The sequence below is a fragment of the Bradyrhizobium sp. PSBB068 genome, from assembly GCA_016839165.1.
In the GTDB taxonomy this organism is placed as follows: domain Bacteria; phylum Pseudomonadota; class Alphaproteobacteria; order Rhizobiales; family Xanthobacteraceae; genus Bradyrhizobium.
This window is the reverse complement of record CP069300.1, coordinates 5,052,136-5,075,241: the sequence shown is the minus strand read 5'-3', so window position 1 is coordinate 5,075,241 and position 23,106 is coordinate 5,052,136. Positions and strand designations below refer to the sequence as shown.

The 23,106-nt window shown below is 63.9% G+C and carries 19 protein-coding genes; 12 read left to right on the top strand and 7 right to left on the bottom strand.

Annotated elements, in window-relative coordinates:
- The first annotated feature begins 65 nt into the window (after nt 1–65).
- Entirely contained in the window at nt 66–1,214 is a 1,149-nt protein-coding gene (locus JQ507_23775) for an ABC transporter substrate-binding protein (protein ID QRI67958.1), read from the top strand.
- 27 nt (nt 1,215–1,241) lie between these two features.
- On the top strand, nt 1,242–2,423 hold the full coding sequence (locus tag JQ507_23770; GenBank protein ID QRI67957.1) for a cytochrome P450: 1,182 nt from the start codon (nt 1,242–1,244) through the stop codon (nt 2,421–2,423).
- On the opposite strand, the gene JQ507_23765 is transcribed toward JQ507_23770, so the two are convergent.
- Nucleotides 2,420–3,211, bottom strand: a complete 792-nt coding sequence (locus tag JQ507_23765; GenBank protein ID QRI67956.1) for a DNA-binding transcriptional regulator — start codon at nt 3,209–3,211, stop codon at nt 2,420–2,422. The two genes, JQ507_23770 and JQ507_23765, sit on opposite strands and share 4 nt — an antisense overlap.
- 161 nt (nt 3,212–3,372) lie before the next feature.
- On the opposite strand from JQ507_23765, the gene JQ507_23760 reads away from it, so the two are divergent.
- Nucleotides 3,373–4,356 carry a VOC family protein gene (locus JQ507_23760; GenBank protein ID QRI67955.1) on the top strand — a complete coding sequence of 328 codons (984 nt, stop codon included), beginning with the start codon at nt 3,373–3,375 and terminating at the stop codon, nt 4,354–4,356.
- A gap of 123 nt (nt 4,357–4,479) precedes the next feature.
- Here the strand turns inward: JQ507_23760 and JQ507_23755 are convergent, their stop codons facing one another.
- The 4 genes from JQ507_23755 to JQ507_23740 form a co-directional block, all read right to left on the bottom strand.
- Nucleotides 4,480–5,484 carry a spore coat protein U domain-containing protein gene (locus tag JQ507_23755; GenBank protein ID QRI67954.1) on the bottom strand — a complete coding sequence of 335 codons (1,005 nt, stop codon included), beginning with the start codon at nt 5,482–5,484 and terminating at the stop codon, nt 4,480–4,482.
- An 85-nt stretch (nt 5,485–5,569) separates the two neighbouring features.
- The gene (locus JQ507_23750) at nt 5,570–7,975 is read right to left on the bottom strand and encodes a fimbrial biogenesis outer membrane usher protein (GenBank protein ID QRI67953.1); all 2,406 of its coding nucleotides are present in this window, start codon (nt 7,973–7,975) and stop codon (nt 5,570–5,572) included.
- Between the two features lie 40 nt (nt 7,976–8,015).
- Nucleotides 8,016–8,816 (bottom strand): molecular chaperone, encoded by an 801-nt coding sequence (locus JQ507_23745; GenBank protein QRI67952.1) that lies wholly within the window; start codon nt 8,814–8,816, stop codon nt 8,016–8,018.
- Nucleotides 8,817–8,839: 23 nt separating this feature from the next.
- Nucleotides 8,840–9,391, bottom strand: a complete 552-nt coding sequence (locus JQ507_23740; protein ID QRI67951.1) for a spore coat protein U domain-containing protein — start codon at nt 9,389–9,391, stop codon at nt 8,840–8,842.
- Nucleotides 9,392–10,436: 1,045 nt separating this feature from the next.
- On the opposite strand from JQ507_23740, the gene JQ507_23735 reads away from it, so the two are divergent.
- The 5 genes from JQ507_23735 (at nt 10,437) to JQ507_23715 (ending at nt 15,071) form a co-directional block, all read left to right on the top strand.
- Entirely contained in the window at nt 10,437–10,799 is a 363-nt protein-coding gene (locus JQ507_23735; protein QRI67950.1) for a helix-turn-helix domain-containing protein, read from the top strand.
- A 110-nt stretch (nt 10,800–10,909) separates the two neighbouring features.
- On the top strand, nt 10,910–12,160 hold the full coding sequence (locus tag JQ507_23730) for an acetyl-CoA C-acetyltransferase (protein QRI67949.1): 1,251 nt from the start codon (nt 10,910–10,912) through the stop codon (nt 12,158–12,160).
- A gap of 18 nt (nt 12,161–12,178) precedes the next feature.
- Nucleotides 12,179–12,961 (top strand): SDR family NAD(P)-dependent oxidoreductase, encoded by a 783-nt coding sequence (locus tag JQ507_23725; protein ID QRI67948.1) that lies wholly within the window; start codon nt 12,179–12,181, stop codon nt 12,959–12,961.
- An 80-nt stretch (nt 12,962–13,041) separates the two neighbouring features.
- On the top strand, nt 13,042–13,809 hold the full coding sequence (locus tag JQ507_23720; protein ID QRI67947.1) for a crotonase/enoyl-CoA hydratase family protein: 768 nt from the start codon (nt 13,042–13,044) through the stop codon (nt 13,807–13,809).
- A gap of 101 nt (nt 13,810–13,910) precedes the next feature.
- Entirely contained in the window at nt 13,911–15,071 is a 1,161-nt protein-coding gene (locus JQ507_23715; GenBank protein ID QRI67946.1) for an acyl-CoA dehydrogenase family protein, read from the top strand.
- 36 nt (nt 15,072–15,107) lie between these two features.
- Here JQ507_23715 and JQ507_23710 read toward each other — a convergent pair whose 3' ends face one another.
- Nucleotides 15,108–15,785, bottom strand: coding sequence for a GntR family transcriptional regulator (locus tag JQ507_23710; protein ID QRI67945.1), 678 nt, complete (start codon nt 15,783–15,785; stop codon nt 15,108–15,110).
- Nucleotides 15,786–15,929: 144 nt separating this feature from the next.
- Here JQ507_23710 and JQ507_23705 point away from each other — a divergent pair, with 144 nt between their 5' ends.
- The 4 genes from JQ507_23705 to JQ507_23690 all read left to right on the top strand — a co-directional run bounded on the left by JQ507_23705 (nt 15,930) and on the right by JQ507_23690 (nt 22,417).
- Complete coding sequence (locus JQ507_23705) at nt 15,930–19,331, top strand: molybdopterin-dependent oxidoreductase (GenBank protein ID QRI67944.1); 3,402 nt, start codon at nt 15,930–15,932, stop codon at nt 19,329–19,331.
- A 51-nt stretch (nt 19,332–19,382) separates the two neighbouring features.
- On the top strand, nt 19,383–20,837 hold the full coding sequence (locus tag JQ507_23700; protein ID QRI67943.1) for a short-chain fatty acid transporter: 1,455 nt from the start codon (nt 19,383–19,385) through the stop codon (nt 20,835–20,837).
- 364 nt (nt 20,838–21,201) lie between these two features.
- Nucleotides 21,202–21,453, top strand: a complete 252-nt coding sequence (locus tag JQ507_23695; GenBank protein QRI67942.1) for a hypothetical protein — start codon at nt 21,202–21,204, stop codon at nt 21,451–21,453.
- A 10-nt stretch (nt 21,454–21,463) separates the two neighbouring features.
- Nucleotides 21,464–22,417, top strand: a complete 954-nt coding sequence (locus JQ507_23690) for an aliphatic sulfonate ABC transporter substrate-binding protein (protein QRI67941.1) — start codon at nt 21,464–21,466, stop codon at nt 22,415–22,417.
- A 96-nt stretch (nt 22,418–22,513) separates the two neighbouring features.
- Here JQ507_23690 and JQ507_23685 read toward each other — a convergent pair whose 3' ends face one another.
- Nucleotides 22,514–23,002 carry a hypothetical protein gene (locus JQ507_23685; protein QRI67940.1) on the bottom strand — a complete coding sequence of 163 codons (489 nt, stop codon included), beginning with the start codon at nt 23,000–23,002 and terminating at the stop codon, nt 22,514–22,516.
- Nucleotides 23,003–23,106: the final 104 nt, after the last annotated feature.

Here is a 23,106-nt window from a genome sequence, read left to right as displayed (position 1 = left end):
GCTAGGGAGGAAGCAAAGCCAATAAGGCCGGTCTGCCGAGGCAGTCCAAGGCGGAGGAAACGACGATGCTGCGATCCGTGCTGAGTGCATGTCTTGTTGCGCAATTGTTCGCTGCGCCGAGCTTTGCCGCCGACATCAACGTCGGGATCCTTTTGTCCGCGACGGGCCCCGCCGCAGCCATCGGCAACGCCGAGCGCAACGGCACGGCCTTCGGTCCCGCCGAGATCGCAGGGAAGAAGGTCAACTATCTATTCCTCGATGAAGCTTCTGACGCTACGGCCGCCGTGTCGGCGCTGCGCAAGCTGCATGAGGAGAGCAAGATAGACCTGCTGATCGGGCCGACCACCACGCCGGGCTCCTTCGCGGTCATCGAGCCGGCGGTCGAGTACGAGACGCCTATGATCACGCTCGCGCCAGTCAATGCGCTCGTCGCACCGATCGACGCCAGGCGGCGTTGGGTGTTCAAGACCACAACCAACGACGATCACGAAGCAACGCCGCTGTTCGCGAACATGAAGAAGTCCGGGGTGAAGAAGCTGGCCCTGATCGGTTTTGGCGACTCCTATGGCGACGCCTGGAGCAAGGTCAGCGCCGACATGGCCAAGGCCGCCGGCATCGAGCTCGTCGCGAACGAGAAGTACGCCCGGACCGACACGACGGTGGTGGGACAGATATTGAAGATCCTCGCAGCCGGTCCGGATGCCGTTCTGATCGCGGCCTCGGGTGCGCCGGCGGCGCTTCCGCTATTGCAATTGCGCGAGAAGGGGTACGATGGTCAGATCTACGGCACGCTCGGCGCGACATTCGGCGATTTCAAGAAGCTCACAGGTGCCCAAGGCGACGGCATCTTCGTTCCACTGAGCCCCGCCGTCGGGGCCGCGTCCTTCCCCGACGAATATCCCGCGAAGAAGTCCGCACTGGAGTTCATCCAGCGCTACGAAGCGAAGTTCGGGCCGGGAAGCCGCAACATCTTCGCGGGAACGGCCTACGATGCCTTGCTGTTGCTCGAGAAGGCCGCCCCGATCGCTCTGAAGACCGCCGAGCCGGGTACGCCCGAGTTCAGACAGGCCCTGAGAGGCGCGATCGAATCCTTGAAGGGCGTTGCCGGGTCACGAGGCGTCTACAATTACGGACCCGACGACCACACGGGGTTGGACCAGAGTGCTTTGGTTCTGGGCAAGCTCGAAAAGGGCGAGTGGGTCGCGGTGCGCTGACACCAGCATCCAAGCGGACGGAACATCATGAGCATAGCCGATCTGGACGCGCCCACCTACGACGTCGATCTCTACAGCGACGAGGTTCTTCGCGACCCCTATCCTCACTATCGAGCTATCAGGGCGCGCGGCGCCGCCGTCTGGCTTCCTCGACACGATCTCTATGCCGTGGGTCGCTTCGATGACGTCCGAGCAGCGTTGAGGAATCCGACCGTCTTCTCGTCCGCGGAGGGCGTCGCAGCCAACGGCACCGTCAACGAAATGGCGCGGGGCACGACTCTTGCGAGCGACGCCCCCTTGCATGACCGGCTCCGGGCGATCATCGGCGCTCCTCTTTCGCCCCGAGCTCTCGAAGAGATCGGTCCACAGATCCGGGCGGAAGCAAGACGGCTCGTTGATGACCTCGTCGAGCAGGAGCAATTCGACGCGGTGACGGATCTGGCGCAACACTTGCCGCTCACGATCGTGTCCAAGTTGGTCGGCCTCGAAGACTACGGCCGGGGCAGCATGCTCAGGTGGGCGTCGGCCACGTTCAACGTGCTGGGCACGATGAACGAACGTGGCTGCGCCGCCATGACGGATTTTCGCGAGATGCGCTCCTACCTGAGCGTTCCGGATATGCGCGAACGGTTGCTGCCCGGGAGCTGGGGCAGGCGCATTTTCGAGGCCGCCGATCGTGGCGAGGTCGAGCCGGAGCGTTGTCCCGTCCTGATGCGGGACTATCTCGGGCCCAGCCTGGACACGACGATCTTCGCGACGGCTAATCTGATCCTGTTGTTCGGCAGACATCCGGATCAATGGGAGCTTGTCCGCAATGATCCTAAGCTGATCCCGAATGCCATCAACGAAGCCCTCCGCCTGGAGTCTCCGATCCGGGGCTTCACGCGTCATGCTGCCTCGAACGCTGCCCTCGGCGATGCGCTTGTTCCAGCAGGAAGCCGGGTGCTGCTGCTGTATGCGTCGGCCAACCGTGACGAGCGCAAATGGCAAGATCCGGAGAAGTTCGATGTGCGCCGGCGCGCCAACGACCATCTTGGTTTCGGAAACGGCACGCACATGTGCGCCGGCCTGCATCTCGCCCGTCTCGAAATGACGGCTCTTCTCGAAGTCCTCGTCGAGAAGGTGCGCAGCTTCGATATCGGTGAACCCGTGCTCGCCCTGAACAACGTGCTGCGTGGCCTGGCTTCTCTACCCGTAAGGGTGAATTAGCCGTCGATCGTGATTGCGGCCGCAGCTTGGCGCATTGGCATCACGAACTGCGAAACCGCGTCCTCTAGAGAAAGGGCGGAACGGATCCATATGATCGAAATGCAGCCGAAGACGGCCTCGTCCCGGACGATCGGCACCGCGATCGATGCCGTCTTGGGATTGTATTCTCCCTCGTTGCGGACTCCGTAACCCCGCTCACGGGTCTCCGCGATCATGCGTTCGAGCCAGTCGCCGCCGAGGAAGGGGCGGTCATCCGCCTCATCGATCCGCCGCAAATGATTGACGATCAAGTTTCGCTCGCGCTCCGCCGAGGCCGCCAGATAGGCTCGACCGGCCGATGTCCGAAGGATGGGTAGGCGTTTGCCGATCATCCCGCGGTCGATCGACATTGGACTGCGAGAATGGGTGGTCTCCTGGACCACCATCGCGGCGTTCTCATAGGTGGAAAGGTCGACGGGCCAGACGAGAGTCTTGCTCAACTCGTTGAGGTAGGGCGCCGCCGCCTGGCAGATGACGACGCTGGGATTGTAGCCGTCCCCGAGGCTGGAGGCCAACCGAGTCACGCGATAGCGGTCGTCGCTCGCCGAACGAGCGATATAGCCGAGTTCCTCCAAGGTCTCGAGCAGCCGGTAGACGGTCGGCCGGGGAAGATCGAGCGCGCGCGCCACGTCTGCGGCCCTCACGCCGCCGGACCTGTTGACCTCGGTGAGGACGTCCAGCCCGCGCTTGAAGGCGCGGACCCCCGCCGAGGCTTTCGGCCGTCCGTCGCTCGTCCGCTCCTTGGACATTTCTATTTTCGTCCTTGTGCCGCCGGGTACGCAGGCTCACGATGCTGCAAATGCGATGCGGCCGCAAGGCTTTGGGCACGATCGCGCCGCGTCGGCATCAAACTCCGGCGAAGGGGCCGCGCGCGACCAACGCGTGCGAAGAACACACTTAAGGAACCTGTATGGAGATTTCCGCACTCGGCTACATCGGCATAGGCTCCTCGCAGCTGGAGCAGTGGAGCCACATGGCGACGAAGCTGCTCGGCATGCAGCAGATCGATCGCGGCGGAAAGACGCGGGCTTTCCGGATGGACGACCGCAGGCAACGTCTGATCGTCGACGGCGGCAACGACTCCGGTCTTGCGGTGATGGGCTGGGAAGTTCCGACCCCAGCGGAGCTTGATCGTCTCGCCGCCAGGTTGGAAAGCCATGGTGTCGTAGTCACGCGCGGATCGCGCGCGCTGGCCGATGAACGGCACGTTCGCGACTTGATCCAGTTCGCCGACCCCGCTGGCAACCGGCTTGAGGCGTTCTGCGAGCCGTCCCTCGCGACGGATCCGTTCCGACCGGGGAGGCCGATCTCCGGCTTCCGCACCGGCGCCCTCGGAATGGGACACGTCGTCCTGAACGTCGAGGACGTCGATCTTCTGCTGCCGTTCTATCGCGACGTGCTCGGCTTCCACGTGTCCGATTTCGGGCTCAAGCCCTACAGCCTGTATTTTTTCCATGTGAACGGACGCCATCACAGCTTTGCGATGGTGGGCTCCGGCCGGAAAGCGCTGCACCACTTCATGGTCGAACTCGGCACCCTCGACGACGTTGGTCAATGCTACGATCTTGCGCAGCTGGATGACGGGCGGGTCGCCTATACCTTGGGACGACACACCAACGATCACATGACGTCGTTTTACGTAAACACGCCGTCGGGCTTCTTCATCGAATACGGTTGGGGAGCTCGCGTCATCGACCCGGTTACCTGGCAACCGCATGAGACGTTTGATGGGCCATCGCTCTGGGGGCATGAGCGGCTCTATATGCCCGATGAACAGCGCAAGCGCCTACGTGACATGCGGATCGATGCGGCGCAGCGCGGCGTACGCGTGCCGGATCCAGTCGTGCCGCCTCTGAACTGCGCGTGGCTCGATGCCGTAGTTGCTCGGGAATAGCCTCCGCGCTGGCATCGGTACAACCTCGGTCGTTCATGCACGCCGGCTATCGCCGTTCTCGCCGCGCCCATTCCCACGGTGCGCGAACCAGGCCCAGCTACTCCATCCGGAAAACCAGGCTGGCTAGAAGGTCACGGTGACGACGATGGTGTCCGCGTAGCTTCCGGCGGGTGGTGAGGTCTGCGGCGGAACGCGCCCATAGACTGAAACATTCTGGTTCAACGCTGTTCCTGTACCAAGGACACAGGTACTGGCACCAGAAGTGCAGGTCGTGGCGGATGTCGTACTTGTCCAGGCGCTGGTCCGGGCCGCGTCGGTATAGAGATTGTATGTGATGAAGCTCGAACCTGCCTGCATGCGCCGCTGGCTGCCGCTTGGGTTCACTCCGTTATCGAGACCGATCGAGTACGGGGTCGTATTGGTGCACTTCACTGAAATCGTTCCAACGCCGTCAATGTTTGACGTCAACAGCGAAGCGTTGCCGAAATTGAGTGGGGTTGTCGAAACAATGCAATTTCCGGCGATTGTCGCCGTCCAGGGCGAGGCGCCGGCATTTGTCGTCGTTCCCGGATTCGATGAGCAATTCGGGCTTGCCAGAAGATAGGCCGCGTAGGCGACGACCGGAGACGTCGTGCTCCAGACGTAGGTTCCGGGTATCGTTGCCTGCTGATTGGCCAGGAAGCGCCCATAGACAGTCAGACTTTGTTGCGCGGGTCCGCCCAAAAGTGGAAGACTCAGATTGATGCTGACGCCGCCGGAGCCATACGCGGTGGTTCCGTATCCCCAGGATCCCCAGACCTGCGTGCGCCCTGAATCCGAATACAGCTCGTGGATTGCCGCATTCGCGCCACTTCCCAGCGATCGAACCGAATTGCTGCTGTTGGGCGCCCCCTGGTTGAATTGCACACACGCATTGACCGTGCAGCCGAGGGCACAGCCGCTGCACGTCACGGTAAAGGTCGAGGTCGTATCGACGGCGCCGCCGGCCAGAATGTCGACCGATCCGTAGTTGCCCGACGCCGAGGTAACGGAGCAGCTTTGGGCGTGAGCCGAAAATGATGCCGCAAGCTGCAGGAGCAGGGCCAAGAACAGGGCCAAGAGCAGGGTTCGCTTCAAGCCGATGACCACGATCTCAATCTCACAATGCGAGTTAATCGGAACTGATTATAGGCGGTTAAATTGCGGAGCCGCTGTTCGCGGATGAACGACTGCATTATCGGCACACCACTCCGGGGATCCGGACCTGTTCGCCGGGCTTCGGGACAAACCCAAACGTTGTACGGCAGCGCATTTCGGCCAGGTCGATCTCGACTTCGTTCGTTGACGACAGTCCCTTGATGTAGGCCTGTCCGTCATAGCCGACGACAAACTCTCCTCCACCGGTCATGCGGCCGACGGCGCCGGCCGGCAGAACACGATTGTCAGGTCCAACAAAGGTAACCAGCGCGGCCGTCGTCTCCTTGCGGACATCGAATCTGACGAGTATCCCGGCGCGATCGGCGGGAGCTGCGATGTCATGCGTCGTTGCCGCTTCGTTGTCGACTGGAAGGTTCGTCGGATCGATCGCGATCTTGTTGTTTTGGTAGGACCGAAGCGTCGGTATCAGCAACATGCCGCGGGAATCGGTGACGCCCGCCCGGCGGTTCTCGTTGAGGACCTCGACATCCGGCACGCCGGTCGTGACCACCGCGAAGCTGTCGTCGATCCAGTTCGAAAGGAAAACGCCGCCTCCCATGGTCGTGATCGAACCGCGCAATTCCAGCGATCCCACCGCGCCGGATCCGGCCTGACTTGCGCCGGCCTGGACGGTGCCGTAGCTCGACCTGTAGGAAGCTGTGGCCTCCCGGTAACTTGCCGAGCCTTCGGAATCGTGCACGCGCCAGCCATAACTGCCGGGCTCCGGCCCAAGCGACTTGACGGCATCGACGCTACCGACTGTACCGCTCCGTCCGCTTGAAACCCCGCTCGTGATCGAAGCAGAGTCGCCAAGGGGCATGCTCAAACCGGCAAACATGCCGGTATTCTTCTTGGTACCGAAATCGTGGAAGACGGTGGTGAATATCGACGCATTGTACGGCAACGAACGCGAGTAGGAAGCCGTCACAATATTCGAACGATTGCCCGAGGCATCGCGCAGATCGACAAAGCTTGCACTGAGGCTGGCCCTGGAGTCGAACGGCATCGGGGTGCTGAAAGTGATCCGATCGAGTGCGACCGGCGCACGGGCGCTGCCATAGATGCCCGTCACATAGGCAAACGAGTTCGACAGCGAAGCGACGCCGCCGGGCAGGTAGTTAAACAGACCGTTCAGGTTCTGCAGGCCGCCGTTGAACGTCACGATGTTCTGCAATCGCGCAGTGGCCGAGGCAAGGTCGTCATAGGTGCCGAAGGTGTGTTGCGAGCTGGCCGAAATGCTCACGTCGAACAGCCGGGTCTCGTAGGATGCATAGGTCTGCATGCCGCGGTTCGTGCCGCTGCCGCTGCCGCTGCCGGCCAGGGCCACGGCCGCAACACCCATCGTCCCGGTCCTCAGGACACCACCGATCCCGCCGTTGATGACGCCGGCTCCGCCTTCGGCGTGTGCCTCTGCCGTCAACCCGTCGTAGATGCCGCGCCGCAGGGTCGCGGATCCGACTGGCGAGCCAACATAGACGTCGCTGCTCGAACCGTAGGACAGGCGCGGCAATCCGGCCTCCACCGACCAGTTGCTTAGCCCGGGCGCAAGCAGGTTCGCGTTCGCATAAAACGGCGCCGAGGTCCGGGTTTCGTGACCTGCCGAATCCCGCACCACGAGCTGCGTCGTGCCGGCGCCCGAAATCAGCGGAACGTTGTTCACGCTGAAAGGGCCGGACGCGACATCCTGAGAAAATGTCCTGATGTTGTTGACATAGACATCGACGGTCGACGGCACTGCCGCGCTACCACCGATCGTCGCGAGCGGCGCGGTAATGAGATCGGGCCGCAGGGTAAAATCGCGTTGGGCCTGCAAGCCGCCGATCCTGACCGGACGCGACCAGGCGAGTCCGCCGTTGATCGTATCCCCTGCGACGTAGCTGATCATCCGGTCCTGGTCGGAATACTGGAAAGACGAATTCAGCCTCGTCGCCTGCGCAGGCTGCTGCGGACCACTGCGGATGATCGCCGACTGTTCGGCGGTGCCGTAAGGCGAGAACGCGCGGGCATCGAGCAAGAGCGATGTGTTGGCGAGCCCGATCGATCTCGACGTCGAGATGTTGCTGGTTGAAGTCAGCAGATCATAATTCAGCACCGCGCCAGGATCGGCCTGCGCCCTCGGCACGTTGCCACTGGAGCCGCCTGCGTCAAGCAGCTGCGGCTTGCGCCCGGCTTCGTCGACGATGATGAATATCCGCTGTGTTCTCTCCTCGTATCGATACTTCAGGGTCGGGATATCATCGAGCGCGATGATCTCGTCCGGTCGAAGCGGCCGGCGCGGACGCAGTCCGAGGCTCTCCAATTCGTCCAGCGTTCCTCCGATGCGACCGTTATCGAACCGGACGAACGATCCGATCGTTCGGGCAGGCACCGAGTTGATCACGACGTCGAGTTGCAGGTTTGTCTGGTTTTCGCCCGCGCGAGCACGCCCGGCATAGAGGATCATGCCGAGTAGTGCTGCGATGGACACAACTGCTGAGCCCCTTCTACCGACGAGCCAGCGACTCAATAACCGCATGAGTCGGGCCCTTGTCCGTTTCGGCCGTGACAGAGATGGATCCGCCGGATCCAAAACCCTGAGGATATTTCAGCGTGGTCCAACTCATGGAGGACCGCCCGAGCACGTAGCCGAGCAGGCCGTTGCCAAAGGACAGGGTGGCTCCCGTGGAATCCTTGAGCCGCAGGTTTGCGATTCGTAGCCGCTCGTCGCCGGCATTGCGGGTTACGACGGTCAGTTTACCGGCTTCGGTGCGGAACGCCCAGGAGACCTCTGGCCGGCTGATCTCGCGGCCGCGAAAAAACGCCGGGATCGACTGTCGTACCAGGAGATTGACGGTACCTCTTTGCCTGCCGACTGCTCGCGGTAGTTGGTCGACGATGACACGATAGCTTTCTTCGCCCTGGATCGGTTGCTTCGACACCCGCACGACTCGCACGACGTAGTCGGAATGAGGGGCCATCCTGACGGCTGGCGGCGATGCCACCACGTCCGTTGTCGGTTCAAGGCTCTCCTTGCCTTCCGACTGCGACCAACGAAGCACGCGGGTCTGGACCTCGACCTCGGCATCGTCATCATTGCGCAGCGTCAGGGACGCCGCCGCGGCCGGGGCATTCAGTTCCAGGAGGACGGGTTCAACGCGAAGCGCTGTGGCATGCGCAGCGCCCATGCATGCCAGGCTTACGGCAAATGCGGCCAGCAAATTTGAATTGTGATGCATCGCAATACCGATCGATTTCGAAAATTGAGCCGGAAGGCAATTCGTCGATACGCGAACGCAACGGAACATCGGCCGCTGCTGCGGCCTTTTCCTCAGTACGTGATGGTCATGACCACCGTGTCCGTGTAGGTGCCGGTGTTCGGCGCGGTGCCGGTAGCAGGAACGTTACCGTAGATGTTGATCGTCTGCGCCGATCCGTTGCCGGTGCCGAGAAAGCAGCCGTTCGTGGTCGTGCAGGTTGTGCTGCTGGTGGCCGTGGTCCAGGGATTGGTATGGGCCGCATCAGTAAAGAGATTGTAGCTGATGAAATTTCCGGCGTTCGCCATCCGCCGCTGGCTGCCGGACGCGTTTGCTCCATTATCCATGGCGATGGAGTAGGGGCTGCCATTGGTGCAGGTGACCGAGACTGTTGTGCTGCCGGATTGCAGGGTGGTCGCAAGCGTTGTTCCGGCGACGCTCCCGAAATTGAGTGTTGCAGCGTTGATTGTGCAGGATGCGGTAATGGTGATCTGCACGGTCAAATTCGCGGTCGACGTGCCGGCCTGGGCGGAGCTTTGACAACCGGATGCCAGGGCTACGAAGAGCACGACCGCTCGGATTCGCGCGGCCTGCCCGACTTGTCGCTTCCCACCGTTGTAGCGCATGCGAATCTTTCAACAGTGATCGAGAATCTTGCTGGTCGCGTTCCCGGTCCGCGAGCTTCCCAGGCGTCCTTCAAACGACTCGTTCTAGTGGCCGGTTGTGCCTTTTCGACTCGGACAAGCGGACCGTCGTCGTGAACAAAAACATCAAACTTTGGTAAACTTTGAATGAGCAAAGACTTAGCGGCGCCTGATCGAACTATCGGAATTTATCGCCCCATCAAAAACCGATATAATGCGGTGTCGCGATGCGGGTGCGCGCGAGGATACGCATGTCGTGCAATTGCGGTCCGAGCGGACGGGCCGGCCGTTCGCTCCCGGCTCTGGGCTTCCGGCTCGCGCTTGCCATACGATGCGGCTGCCGAATCCGTTTGTGATCCCGCTCGGATGCGACGACGCAAGGTTATCTCGCACAGCACACCAGCTACATGAGTGGGAACGAGGGCGCCAACTCCGGTCGCGACTAGGCGCTCGCCGATTTCCGCGCGCTCGCGCCGGCCACACGATTGCCGTTCATCGAGCAGGTGTACTCCAGGCGCGGTGTCGGTCTGCCCGGTCAGGTTGGGCGTCTGGTTTTCGGCGCCGAGCGATACGCGGTGCAAGCAGCAGAGTTCGCGGGAACGTCGAACGCTGATCCGGCCGCAACTGGATCGGTAGCTGGCTGCCGGATGCCCGAGGTGCCATCCGGGCGCGGGGCGCCCTGCGACAACCGCAGTTGACAGGGGGAGGCGCCCACTTTAATCACCTGACTAATTAATCAATTAATTAAGGTCTGAATCCTAGGGAAAGAATCCGCCTGATGCCGGCCGGCCATCGATACCAGAAGCTGCTTGCCCCGCGGTCGCGGCTTCACCGGTCTGGAAGACCAGGCGCCGCCTGCGGTCAGCTCCTTTCTGCAGGTCCGCTCGCGCGAGCGCCGCGTGGTGTTGCACGCGCGACAGCGACGTCGCGGATCGGCTCGTCCCGCCCAAACCAGGGCGGACTTCATTCACCCGTACGCAAAATGAGGAGTGAGGCGTAAACGATGGGACGTCGATCTGAGGTACTGATGGCGCAAGAGACCGCCGGCACGGACAACCGGCGCGTGATCCAGGTGGTGTCGCGCGCATTCGACATCGTGCGTTGCTTCGAAGGCCGAAGCATACGCCTTGGCAATCGCGAAATCGCCGATCGTTGCGGTCTTCCCCGATCGACGGTTTCCCGTCTCACGCTGACCCTCACCCAGATCGGCCAGTTGATCTACCTGCCGCAAGAGCAGAAATATGCTCTCGGTCCGCACGCTGCCGCACCCGGCGCGCCGTTGTTCGCGCAAGGGGGCGACAAGCCAGCCTGTGCCGACGAGCGGGAGCTCCGCACGGTGCCGCGCTTCGAGTATTTCGAAGATCAGCGCAACGCGATTGCCGAGCCGTGACGCCACACCGCTGACGACCCATCTCATTCCGAAGCGGCAGACGCAGCGGAACGGTTGGGACGTCGGCACGAGTCAATTTGAGCGAGACATCTGAAACGAGGGGGAAACGCATGCCTGAAGCATACATCATCGACGCCGTCCGCACGCCGCGTGGGATCGGCAAGCCGGGCAAGGGCGCGCTGTCGCACCTGCATCCGCAGCATCTGGCGGCCACCGTGCTCGCCGCGCTCAAGGCGCGCAACAAGCTCGATACGTCGACCGTCGACGACATCATCTGGTCGACGTCGACCCAGGAAGGCAAGCAGGGCGGCGATCTCGGCCGCATGTCGGCGCTCGCGGCCGGCTACGACATCAATGCCAGCGGCACGACGCTGGATCGTTTCTGCGGCGGCGGCATCACCTCGGTGAACCTGGCGGCAGCCTCTGTGATGTCGGGGATGGAAGATTGCGTCATCGCCGGCGGCACCGAGATGATGAGCTATCAGCAGACCCTCGCTGCCGAGCGCTCCAAGGCCGGCCAGCCGGCGCGGATGATGGGTTCCGGCAACCCGGCGCTGGACGAGATTCATCCCCAGTCGCACCAGGGCGTGTGCGGCGACGCCATTGCCACGCGCGAGGGGATCAGCCGCGAGGCCTGCGATGCCCTGGCGCTGACCAGCCAGCAGCGCGCCAAGCGGGCAATCGATGAAGGCCGCTTCGCCAAGTCGGTGATCCCGGTCCTCAACGAGGATGGCAGCATCGCCCTCGGCCGTGAGGAATTCCCGCGCCCCGAGACCACCGCCGAAGGCCTGGCTTCGCTGAAGCCGAGCTTCGAGCAGCTTGCCGATTTCGATCTCGGCAACGGCACGACCTTCAAGAAGCAGATCCAGCGCCGCTACCCGGGCCTCGAGTGGAAGGGCGTGCATCATGCCGGCAACAGCTCCGGCGTGGTGGACGGCGCCGCCGCGGTGCTGATCACGTCGAAGGAATATGCCGAGAAGCACGGCCTCAAGCCGCGCGGCCGCATCGTGGCCTATGCCAACCAGGGTGATGACCCGACCTTGATGCTCAACGCGCCGGTCCCGGCGGCCAAGAAGGTTCTCGCCAAGGCCGGCCTGACCAAGAACGACATCGACGTCTGGGAGATCAACGAGGCGTTCGCGGTCGTCGCCGAGAAGTTCATCCGCGACCTCGACCTCGATCGCGAGAAGGTCAATATCAATGGAGGCTCGATCGCGCTCGGCCACCCGATCGGCGCGACCGGGTCGATCCTGATCGGCACCGCGCTCGACGAGCTCGAGCGCAGCGGCGGACGCTATGGTCTGGTCACCATGTGTGCCGCCGGCGGCATGGCGCCCGCCATCATCATCGAACGCCTCTGATCGCGAAAGGATAACGCAATGAAACTCGATTCATCGGTCGCCGCCGTCGTCACCGGCGGCGCGTCGGGCCTCGGCGCGGCTACCTCGCGCGCGCTTGCCGCGCACGGCGTGAAGGTCGCGATCTTCGACTTCAACGAAGAGAAGGGTGAAGCCATCGCCAAGGAAATCGGCGGTGTGTTCTGCAAGGTTGACGTCACCTCCGACGAGCAGGTCGATGCCGGCTTCGCCAAGGCGCGCGCGGCGCATGGCCAGGAGCGTATCCTGGTGAACTGCGCCGGCACCGGCAATGCGGTGAAGACTGCGGGCCGGGACAAGAAGACCGGCGAACCCACGCACTTCCCGATCGACGCCTTCAATCGCATCATCCAGATCAACCTCGTCGGCACCTTCCGCTGCATCGCCAAGTCGGCGCAGGGCATGCTGTCGCTGGCTCCGCTGGAGCACGGCGAGCGCGGCGCGGTCGTGAACACGGCGTCGGTTGCTGCCGAGGACGGTCAGATGGGGCAGGCGGCGTATTCCGCCTCGAAGGCCGGTGTCGTCGGCATGACCCTGCCGATCGCGCGCGACCTGATGGCCGAGGGCATCCGCGTCAACACCATCCTGCCGGGCATCTTCAACACGCCGCTGCTGCAGGGCGCTCCTGAGAACGTCAAGGCTGCGCTCAGCGCGTCGGTGCCGTTCCCGAAGCGTCTCGGCATGCCGGAAGAATACGCGCATCTGGCGTTGACGATGATCACCAATGGCTACTTCAACGGTGAAGACGTCCGTCTCGACGGCGCCATCCGCATGGCGCCGCGCTAGAGCATGATCCGGAAAAGTGCGAAGCGGTTTTCCGAAAAGATCATGCTCAAACGATAAGCACGGCAACAGGAGACGAAACGATGTCCGAAGAAACTCCGGTCCTCACTGAGGTCCGCGGACCTATCCTGATCATCACGCTGAACCGGCCGGAGGCCAAGAACGCCGCCAACCTCGCGCTCTCCAAGGGCGTGGCTGCGGCGATCGACCGGCTCGATGCCGACGATACGCTCAGCGTCGGCATCATCACTGGCGCCGGCGGCACGTTCTGCTCGGGCATGGACCTCAAGGGGTTCCTGAAGGGCGAGCGACCGTCGATCCCAGGCCGCGGTTTCGCCGGCCTCACCGAGGCGCCGCCGAAGAAGCCGCTGATCGCGGCGGTCGATGGCTACGCGCTCGCCGGCGGGATGGAGATCGCGCTGTCGTGCGACATGATCGTCGCTAACCGCAACGCCAAGTTCGGAATCCCCGAGGTGAAGCGCGGGCTGGCGGCCGCGGCCGGTGGCCTGATCCGCATGCCGCGGCAGATGCCGATCCGTGTGGCGATGGAGTTCGCGCTGACGGGCGAGTTCTTCGGCGCCGAGCGTGCTCACCAACTCGGCATCATCAACCGCGTCACCGATGGCCCGGCGCTCGACGCCGCGCTCGAGCTTGCGGCAGCGATCGGTGCCAACGGCCCGCTGGCCGTCAAGGCGTCCAAGCAGGTGGTCGTCGAATCCCGTCTCTGGCCCGAAGACCAGATGTGGAAGAAGCAGCAGGAGATCGTCGGTCCGGTCTTCGTGTCCGAGGATGCCCGCGAGGGCGCGGCTGCCTTTGCAGAAAAACGCGCTCCGAACTGGAAGGGCAAGTAGAGCATCGACTGTTTCGATGACGGAGCGTCGGTTTTGTTGAAGCAGAACCGACGCTCCATTTTTTCGTCAGTGCCTCGCCGCAGAGCGTGATTGGGTGAACGATGCGCAGCTTTACCGAAGACCAGGTCATCTTCCGCGATTCCTACCGCAAGTTTCTCGCCAGCGAGATCGCGCCCCATATGGAAGAGTGGCGAGAGGCCGGCATCGTCGACCGCAATGCGTTCAAGAAGGCCGGCGACCTCGGCTTCCTGATGATCTGGCCTGAAGAGAAATACGGCGGCATGGGCGACGAGGACTTCCGCTACGAGCAGATCATCATCGAGGAGACCGCGCGCTCGGGCTGCAAGGGCTGGTTCAACACGCTGCACAGCCGCCTGGTCGGCTCCTATTTCAAGCGTTTCGGCACCGAGGAGCAGCGCGATCGCTTCCTGCCCAAATGCGTCAGCGGCGAGACCATCCTGGCGATTGCGACGACCGAGCCCGGAGCGGGCTCAGACCTCGCGGGCATGCGGACGACGGCCGAGGACAAGGGCGATCACTTCCTGCTCAATGGCTCGAAGACCTACATCTCCAACGGCATCAATTCCGACGTCGTGATCGTCGCGGCCAAGCTCGCAAGTGCCGAGAAGAAGCACGCCATGGTGCTCTTGATCGTCGAGCGCGGCATGGACGGTTTTGAGCGCGGCCGCAATCTCAAGAAGATGGGCATGCCGGCGCAGGACACCGCCGAGCTGTTCTTCCAGAATGTGAAGGTGCCCAAAGGCAACGTGCTGGGCGAGCCGGGCAGGGGCTTCTACTATCTCATGGAAGGCCTTGCCGAGGAGCGGCTGATCTCCGCGGTCGGATCGATCGCCAATGCCCGTAAGGCATTCGACATCACGCGCGCTTACGTGATGGACCGCAAGCTGTTCGGCCGGCCGCTCGCCGAGCAGCAGAACACCCAGTTCCGCATGGCGGAGATGGATGCCGAGATCGATCTCGTCCAGGTCTATGTCGATCACTGCGTCGTCGAGCACAATGCCGGACGCCTGACCAGCAACATGGGCGCCAAGGCTAAGATGATGTCGTCGGAAGTCGAGTGGAAGATGCTCGACCTCGGCGTGCAGCTGCACGGCGGCGCCGGCTATATGGACGAATATCCGATCAGCCGGATGTTCACCGATGCGCGCGTCAACCGGATCCTGGCAGGAAGCTCGGAAGTGATGCGGCTGATCATCGGCCGCGACGTCTTCTCGGAACAGTACAAGAGCATTCTCGATTAGCCGCTCACCGCGGCCAGCCGTCTATCTTGCTCGTGGCTACCCACGCGCCTGCCGCAGCGGCTCGCGCGCGTGCTCCTTGGAGCGCATCAATGCGTCGACGAAGATCGGCTCCCAGGAGCGGATGTGGCTACGAAGCAAGGCCGGCAGCGCCTCGGTCTCGCCGGCGAGCGCGAGTTCGATCAGCCGGTAGTGCTCGGGCACCGAGGCCAGCTGTCGCTCGTGGCCGGCGCGGGAGCTGATGCCATAGAGCCGCATCTTGTCGCGCAGGCCCATCACCATCTCGGTCAAGAGCTCGTTGCCGGCGGCGGCGATGAACTCGCGATGATAGGCGCGGTCGGCCTCAAGATAGAGCTGGACGTCGTCGGTCTCGACGGCTTTGGCGATCTGGTCGGCCCAGCCACGCACCGCCGGTAAATCCTTTGGCGGATTGGCGGCGACCAGCACGGCGGCGTGCAGCTCCAGCACCTCGCGCATGTCGAACAGGTTGCGCAGCTCGGTCAGCGTCGGCTCGACGACCTTGAAGCCGCGGTTGCGCATCGGCTCGACCAGGCCACCACGGCTGAGCTCGAGCAGCGCTTCGCGCACAGGCGTCGAGGAGACGCCGAGGCTCGCGGCGAGGCTCGGCACCGAATACATCGTGCCGGGCAGGCTCTGGCCGGAAATGATTTCGGCACGCACCCGCTGCAGCACCTGTTCTCGCAAATTTTGGTCCATGGGTGGTCGCAGCCGCTTCTCGCTGGGAACTTCGATTCGTCCGCTGATTATTACTTAGCCTTGACGGGCGCGGTAGCGTATGACGTAAATGTGTAACGCATTACCAAAATGCGTCACAAGGGCTGACTTGACGATGAGGCGGCGGTGAAACAGCGGATATCCGGCTATTGCACGCTTTGTCGTTCGCGCTGCGGTGCCGTCACCGTCGTCGAGGACGGACGCTTGGTCAGCGTAGAGGTATTAAATAACCATCCGACTGGCGGCGCGCTGTGCGCCAAAGGCCGCGCCGCTCCGGAAATCGTCGCCAGCCCGCGCCGGCTGACCGTCCCGCTCAAGCGGACGCGTCCGCGCGGTGCCGCCGACCCGGGCTGGGTCGAGGTGTCCTGGGACGAGGCGCTGACCGAGATTGCCAACCGGCTCGGCGCGATCCGCGCCGAGAGCGGCGCCGAGGCGGTGGCGTTCGGTGTCACCACGCCGAGCGGCACGCCGATGGTCGACAGCTTCGAGTGGGTCGAGCGCTTCATCCGCGGCTTCGGCAGCCCGAACCTGATCTACTCCGTCGAGATCTGCGGCTGGCACAAGGATTTTGCGCACGCGCTGACCTTCGGTCGCGGCATCGGCTTTCCCGATTACGACAATGCCGATGCGATCATCCTGTGGGGCCACAACCCCGCGCGCACCTGGCTCGCCCAGGCGACGCGGATCGCCGACGCGCGGCGGCGCGGCGCCAAGGTCGTCGTCATCGATCCCAAGCCGAACGGCTCCGGTCAGCAGGCCGACCTCTGGCTTCGCATCCGCCCGGGCGCCGATGGCGCGCTGGCGATGGGCGCGATCCGCCATCTCATCGCGACCGGCAGCTTCGATGCTGACTTCGTCGACGCATGGACCAATGGATCGCTGCTGGTCGATCGCGCGACCGGGCGTTTCCTGCGCGCCGATGCATTGTGGCCGGATGGCGCGGCGGACGTTTTCGTTCGCCTCGATGCGTCGGGCTCGCCGGTGCCTTGTGATACCCGTTACACGCAGCAGAGCGGTGGCCGGTTGCGCGGCGTGCTGTCGGTCCGTGCACGCGATGGCCGCATGATCTCGGCCGCAACCGCGTTCGAATTGCTCGTCGAGCGGGCTGCACCGTACACGCCGGCGCGCGTGGCGGAGCTGACCTGGCTACCCATCGCGGACATCGAGGCGTTCAACGCGCTGCTCGCGACGCGGCCGCGGCTCGCCTATCATTCCTGGACCGGCGTCGGCCAGCACACCAATGCGACCGCGATCGAGCGCACGATCGCCTCACTCTACGCACTGACCGGCGCTTGCGACCGGCCCGGCGGCAATCGCTGGCCGGTTCCGCCGCCGACGCGTGCGCTCAACGACTACAACATCCTGCCGCCGGAGCAGCAGGCCAAAGCGCTCGGCATCGCCGAACTGCCGCTCGGGCCGCCCGCAAAGGGCTGGATCACGGCGCGCGATTTCAGCCGGGCGGTGCTCGAGGGCGAGCCTTACCGCGTGCGCGCGCTGGTCGCGTTCGGCACCAACTTCGTCGTCTCGCAGGGCCATTCCGAGCGCAACAAGGCCGCGCTGAACGCGCTGGAATTCCAGGTTCATATCGACATGTTCATGAACCCGACCGCGGAGAGCGCCGATTTCGTGCTGCCGGCGAGCACGCCGTGGGAGCGCGACGCGCTCAAGATCGGGTTCGAGATCACGCAGGCGGCGGTCGAGACCGTGCAGTTTCGCCCGCGCATGGTCGAGCCGGTCGGCGAGGTGAAGGCCGATTACGAGATTGCCGCCGCGCTTGCGCTGAAGCTCGGCATGCACGAGCTGTTCTTCGGCGGCGACATCGAGGCCGGCTGGAACTATCAGCTGGCGCCGCTCGGCGTCGGTGTCGAGGACCTGCGTGGTCATCCCGAAGGACGACGCTTCCCGCAGGCCTTCCGCGACGAGAAGTACGCCGTCACCCGCGAGGACGGCACGGCGGCGGGCTTCGCGACGCCGACGCGGCGTGTCGAGATCTATTCGGAACTGATGCTGGGACACGGGCATGATCCGTTGCCCGATCACGTCGAACCGGTCGGCAGCCCGCTCACGACGGCCGCGGACGATCGCTTTCCGCTCGTGCTGTCCACCGCCAAGAGCGGCTGGTTCATTCACTCCTCCTGGCGGCATGTCGCGTCGCTGCGGCGGAAGTCGCCCGACCCGGCCGTCGAGATCAGCCCGCAGCTCGCCGCGCAGCGCGGGCTGGTCGAAGGTGACTGGGCCGTGGTGGAGACACAGGGCGGCGGGGTGCGGCTGAAGGTGCGCCTCAACGCGGCGCTCGACGAGCGCGTCGTCGTCGCCGAGTTCGGCTGGTGGGAGGATTGTCCGCCGCTCGGCCGCGATCGCTCGGCTGCGGCAGGCGCCCTCACGCGCAACATCAACGCGGTGCTGCATGACGACGCGCGCGATCCGGTCAGCGGCTCGGTGCCGCTGCGCGCCATCGTCTGCGATATCCGGCGTGACGGCGTTGCCAGCCGCGGCGTCTGGAGCGGCCAGAGGCGGTTCGTGGTCGGCGCGCGCCGGGCCGAGGCCGATAACGTCGTCGCCCTCAGCCTGCTGCCGCTTGACGGCGGTCCGCTGCCCGACTTCCTGCCAGGGCAGCACGTGATGACCGCATTGCCGGGCGCAACGGAGGCGCGCGCTTATTCGCTGACCGGGCCGAGCGATCTGCCGCAGTCGTTGTCGATTGCGGTGAAGGGACGTTTCTTCGACGAAGTAAAGTGCGGCGATGCGCCGTTCTTCATGCCGGATCGCTTGCATGGCCTTGCCGTCGGCGACGAGGTTCTGCTGGAGCCGCCGGGCGGCGTCTTCACCCCGCCCCTGAAAGGGCTGCGGCCGCTGGTCTTCCTCGCTGCCGGCATCGGCATCACGCCGTTCATCAGCCATCTCGAGACGCTGCAACGCATTGCGCAACAGGATCGCGTCGCCGAGATCCTGCTGCTCCATGGCTGCCGCAGCAGCCACGAGCATCCGTTCGCGCAACGGCTTGCGGAATTGGAAGTCGGCATTCCGGAGCTGACGCGCTTGACATTCTATTCGGCGCCCTTAGCGCAGGATCAGATCGGCTCGCCTGCGTTGCGCAAGGGGCGGATCGATCTCGAACAGATCAAGCCGCTGCTGGCGCGCCGGCCGCTGGTCTACATCTGCGGCTCGCCGGATTTCGTCGCGGCGCAGATCGAGGCCGCAGCGGTACTCGGCATTCCGCGGTTCGACATTTTTGCCGAAAGCTTCGTGTCGCCGCCGGCGGTGCCGAGCAACCTCGCGCCGCGCACCATCCGGCTCGCCAACAGCAAGCAGAGCTTTTCGTGGGGACCGGAGCAGGGCACGCTGCTCGACGCGGCGAGCGCGGCGGGCGTCGCGCTGCCGAGTGGCTGCCGGGTCGGGCAGTGCGAGAGCTGCGCGGTCGAGGTCGTCGATGGGGAGTTCACCCATCTCGGCCCGGTTGACGGCGGCGAGGGACGTTGCCTCGCCTGCCAGGCCGTGCCGCTTACCGACCTCACGCTCGCCCTTTGATGACCAAACACGATTGACGGCCAACCGCATCACCGGAAGGGGATCAGATTGATGACGAATGCAACGCACGACCAGACCTTGAGCCTGCGGAAGCCCGTCGCGGATAACATCATGGCGCGATTTTCGCAGGCTCTGGTGGCGTTCGCGGAGCGCTGGTTTCCGGATGCGTATGTCTTCGTCCTGATCGCCGTGATTGCGGTTGCCGCGGGCGCGATCCTGCATGGCGGTTCGCCGCTCGCCGTCAGCCGCGCCTTTGGCGACGGGTTCTGGAATCTGATTCCCTTCACGATGCAGATGGCGCTGGTCGCGATCGGCGGCTATGTCGTGGCGATGTCGCCGCCGGTGGCGGCCGTGCTGGCGCGGCTCGCGAGCGTGCCGAAGACCGGACGCGGCGCGGTGGTCTTCGTCGGCGTGCTCAGCATTGTCCTCTCGCTGCTGAACTGGGGCCTCAGCCTGATCTTCTCCGGCCTGCTGGTGCGGGAGATCGCGCGACGCACCGACATCAGGCTCGACTATCGGGCCGCCGGCGCGGCCGGTTATCTCGGGCTCGGCTGCGGCTTCACCCTCGGCATCACGTCATCGGCCGCGCAGCTCCAGGCCAACGCCGGCAGCATTCCGGCGTCGCTGCTGCCGATCACCGGCGTGATCGGCTTCTCGGAGACCATCCTGACCTGGCAGAACATGGTCACCGTGGTGATGGTGACGGTCGTCTCGGCCGCGATCTGCTATTTCACGACGCCCGCGCCCGAACAGGCGAAGACGGCGGAAGATCTCGACGTCGCGCTCGGCGATGATCGCATCGAGCCGAGGAAGCCGGCGCGTCCGGGCGACTGGCTCGAGTTCAGTCCGCTGCTGACGATCCTGATCGCGCTGCTTGCCGCCGGCTGGCTGTGGCAGACCTTCCAGTCGGGTAACCCGCTGATCACGCTGTCCGGACTCAACACCTACAATTTCGTCTTCCTCATTCTCGGTATCGTGCTGCACTGGCGGCCGCGCAGCCTGATCGAGTCGTTCTCCAAGGCGATGCCGAGCGTCTCCGGCGTACTGCTGCAGTTTCCGTTCTATGCCGGCATCGCGCAGATCCTGACCAAGGTGCCGAACAGCAGCGGCACCACGCTATCGGACACCATCGCGCACTGGTTCGTCGGCGCCTCCAGCAACTCGACCGTGTTCTCGTTCCTGGTCGGAATCTACTCCGCGCTGCTCGGCTTCTTCGTGCCGTCGGCCGGCGGCAAGTGGATCATCGAGGCGCCCTATATCATGAAGGCGGCCAACGACATCGGTGCGCATCTCGGCTGGACCGTGATGGTCTACAACATCGCCGAAACGCTGCCGAACTTCATCAATCCGTTCTGGATGCTGCCGCTGCTCGGCATCCTCGGCCTGAAGTCGAAGGATCTGATCGGCTATACGTCGGTACAGTTCTTCATCCACTTCCCGATCGTGATGCTGCTGGCGGCGATCCTGATGGCGACCTTCACCTATCATCCGCCGATCCTGCCCTGAGCGATCGTGGCCGGGCACCGGGACACGGTGGCCGGCCACTTTCCGCCAGTTCAGGCCGGCCGCGTCCGACGTCACCAAAACTGTGCTGTTTTTCCACCCGCCGCGAATAAGGCATCGCGCCGGGCCACGATCTTTGGTCAGTCATTTCATTGACCGCGGTGCGGTTCGGTCGGATATTGATGCGTATCCGCGTCGTTCAAGGTCACCGCAATGAGACATAACCACCGCAGCTTGATGTGCGACATGCGACGCCGCATGCAGCATCGCTGTGTCTCGGCGGCGACCGGCGTCTGTTGTTGATCGCTTCATAATCCAGAGCACCCGACAGTCAGACAGGAGCGCCGTCTTCGGCGCGTGAGCACGCATGTCCCAAGCCCAGATCTCCCAAGCCCAAAGCCCTCAACCGCAAGCCTACGTCATCGAAGTCTCGGATCGAACCGCGGGGATCGTCGTCGGCGACAGCCGTGGCTTCTGCTTCTTCTCGTCTGACCGCGCCTTCGACGGTCTCGACGGCGACTATTTCGGTTCCGCGCGCGCGGCGGAGCGCGCGGTGAGGGCGCTTTTGCAGCGCCGCCAGGTCCGCGCCAAGTCGTCATCGATCTCCAGCACGCCATGAAAGGGCAATCATGAATACGAGACGCACCATCCTTGCAGCCGCGCTGGCATTGTCCGCATTTGCGGTCGCGCCGGCCCACGCCGAAGACAAGCCGACCGAGATTCGCATCGGCACGCAAAAGGGCGGCTTGTTTCCGGCCGTCCGCCAGCGTCACACCGTCGAGGACGCGTTCAAGCCGCTCGGCATCGAGGTGAAGTGGATCGACTTTCAGTTCGGGCCGCCGCTGCTCGAGGCGATCAATGTCGGCAGCGTCGATTTCGGTTTCGTCGGCGACACGCCGCCGATCTTCGCACAAGCCGGCGCGGCCAAGGTCACGTACGTGGCGGCGGTGACGTCTGACGGCAACACCCAGGCGATCATCGTGCCGGCGGACTCCCCGATCAAAACGCTCGCCGACCTCAAGGGCAAGCGCGTCGCGTTCGGCAAGGGCTCGAGTGCGCACAACCTGCTCGTTGCGGCGCTCGACAAGGCCGGCCTTTCCTGGAGCGACATCACGCCGACACCACTGGCGCCGGCGGACGCTACCGTCGCCTTCTCCCGGGGCATCGTCGACGCGTGGTCGATCTGGGATCCTTACCTCGCCTTGGCGGAGATCAAGGACAAGGTGCGTGTGATCGCCTTCGACAAGGACGTGCACAAGCCGAATGCGTTCTACATCGCGGGGTCGGACTTTGTGGCAAAGTATCCGTCCACCGTCGCGAAGCTGAATTCCATTTTCGCGGCCGAAGGCAAATGGGCTGCCGATCATCGCGAGGAGGTGGCTCGGGCGCAGGCCGAGGCGACCGGCGTCGACATCGAGGCCATCAGGCGCTTCGTCGCGCGCTCGAATTACCAGGTGGTGCCGGTCGATGCGGAGATTGTCAGGAGCCAGCAGGCGATTGCCGATCGCTTCAAGGCCATCGGGCTGATTCCGCGGCCGATCAATGTGTCCGACATCGTCTGGAAATGGACGCCAGGCTCCTGAACGTCCTTCGGGCATTGGCGAGCGCAGGCCTCGCTTGCGGCGGTCGTCGCTCGGGCTCGATACGCCCGAGCGAGCGACGCGCGGCCCGTGCCCGGATCAGGCCGGGCAGACCATCGTCAACAGGAGAAGCGTCGGGGGCTGATCGTCGCCATTTGCATGTTCCCAGACCAGCAGGATGTCGTGCCGATCGGCGTTCGGCGCGTTCTTGTCCTGCTCCTTGACGTCAATCTTGATCGGGATCGGGGGTTCGGAGTTGAAGCACTTGCGCACGCTGGCATCCAGCAGGGCGCATTTCGTTAGCGGAACGACACCGGGCTCGTCCTTGGAGAGGGCTGCAGTGCTTGCCTGCGTGGCGAGATCCAGCCGCGCCTTGCCCATCTCCCGCTGCCACCGCTTGCCGCTTCCGCCCGGCCACTGGTCCCGGGGCGACAGGATCGGCTGGTACTGGCCATATTCCAGCGTCTCGATGTCGATGTGATCCGACGCCTTAAGTATTGCGACGCTCTTGATCATGTTCTGCAAAGGATAGTAGTGCGCGTTGATGTGATCTTTAAATTGCTGATTGTTGAATACTCTTCCGCCCATAAGATTGCCCTTTCATTGCAACTTTGGATTGCTCTGGCTATACGCAAGTTATGCAACGCTGGTACGTCGAACGAATAGGTCTTGCAGCTCCAGTTCCGCCGTCC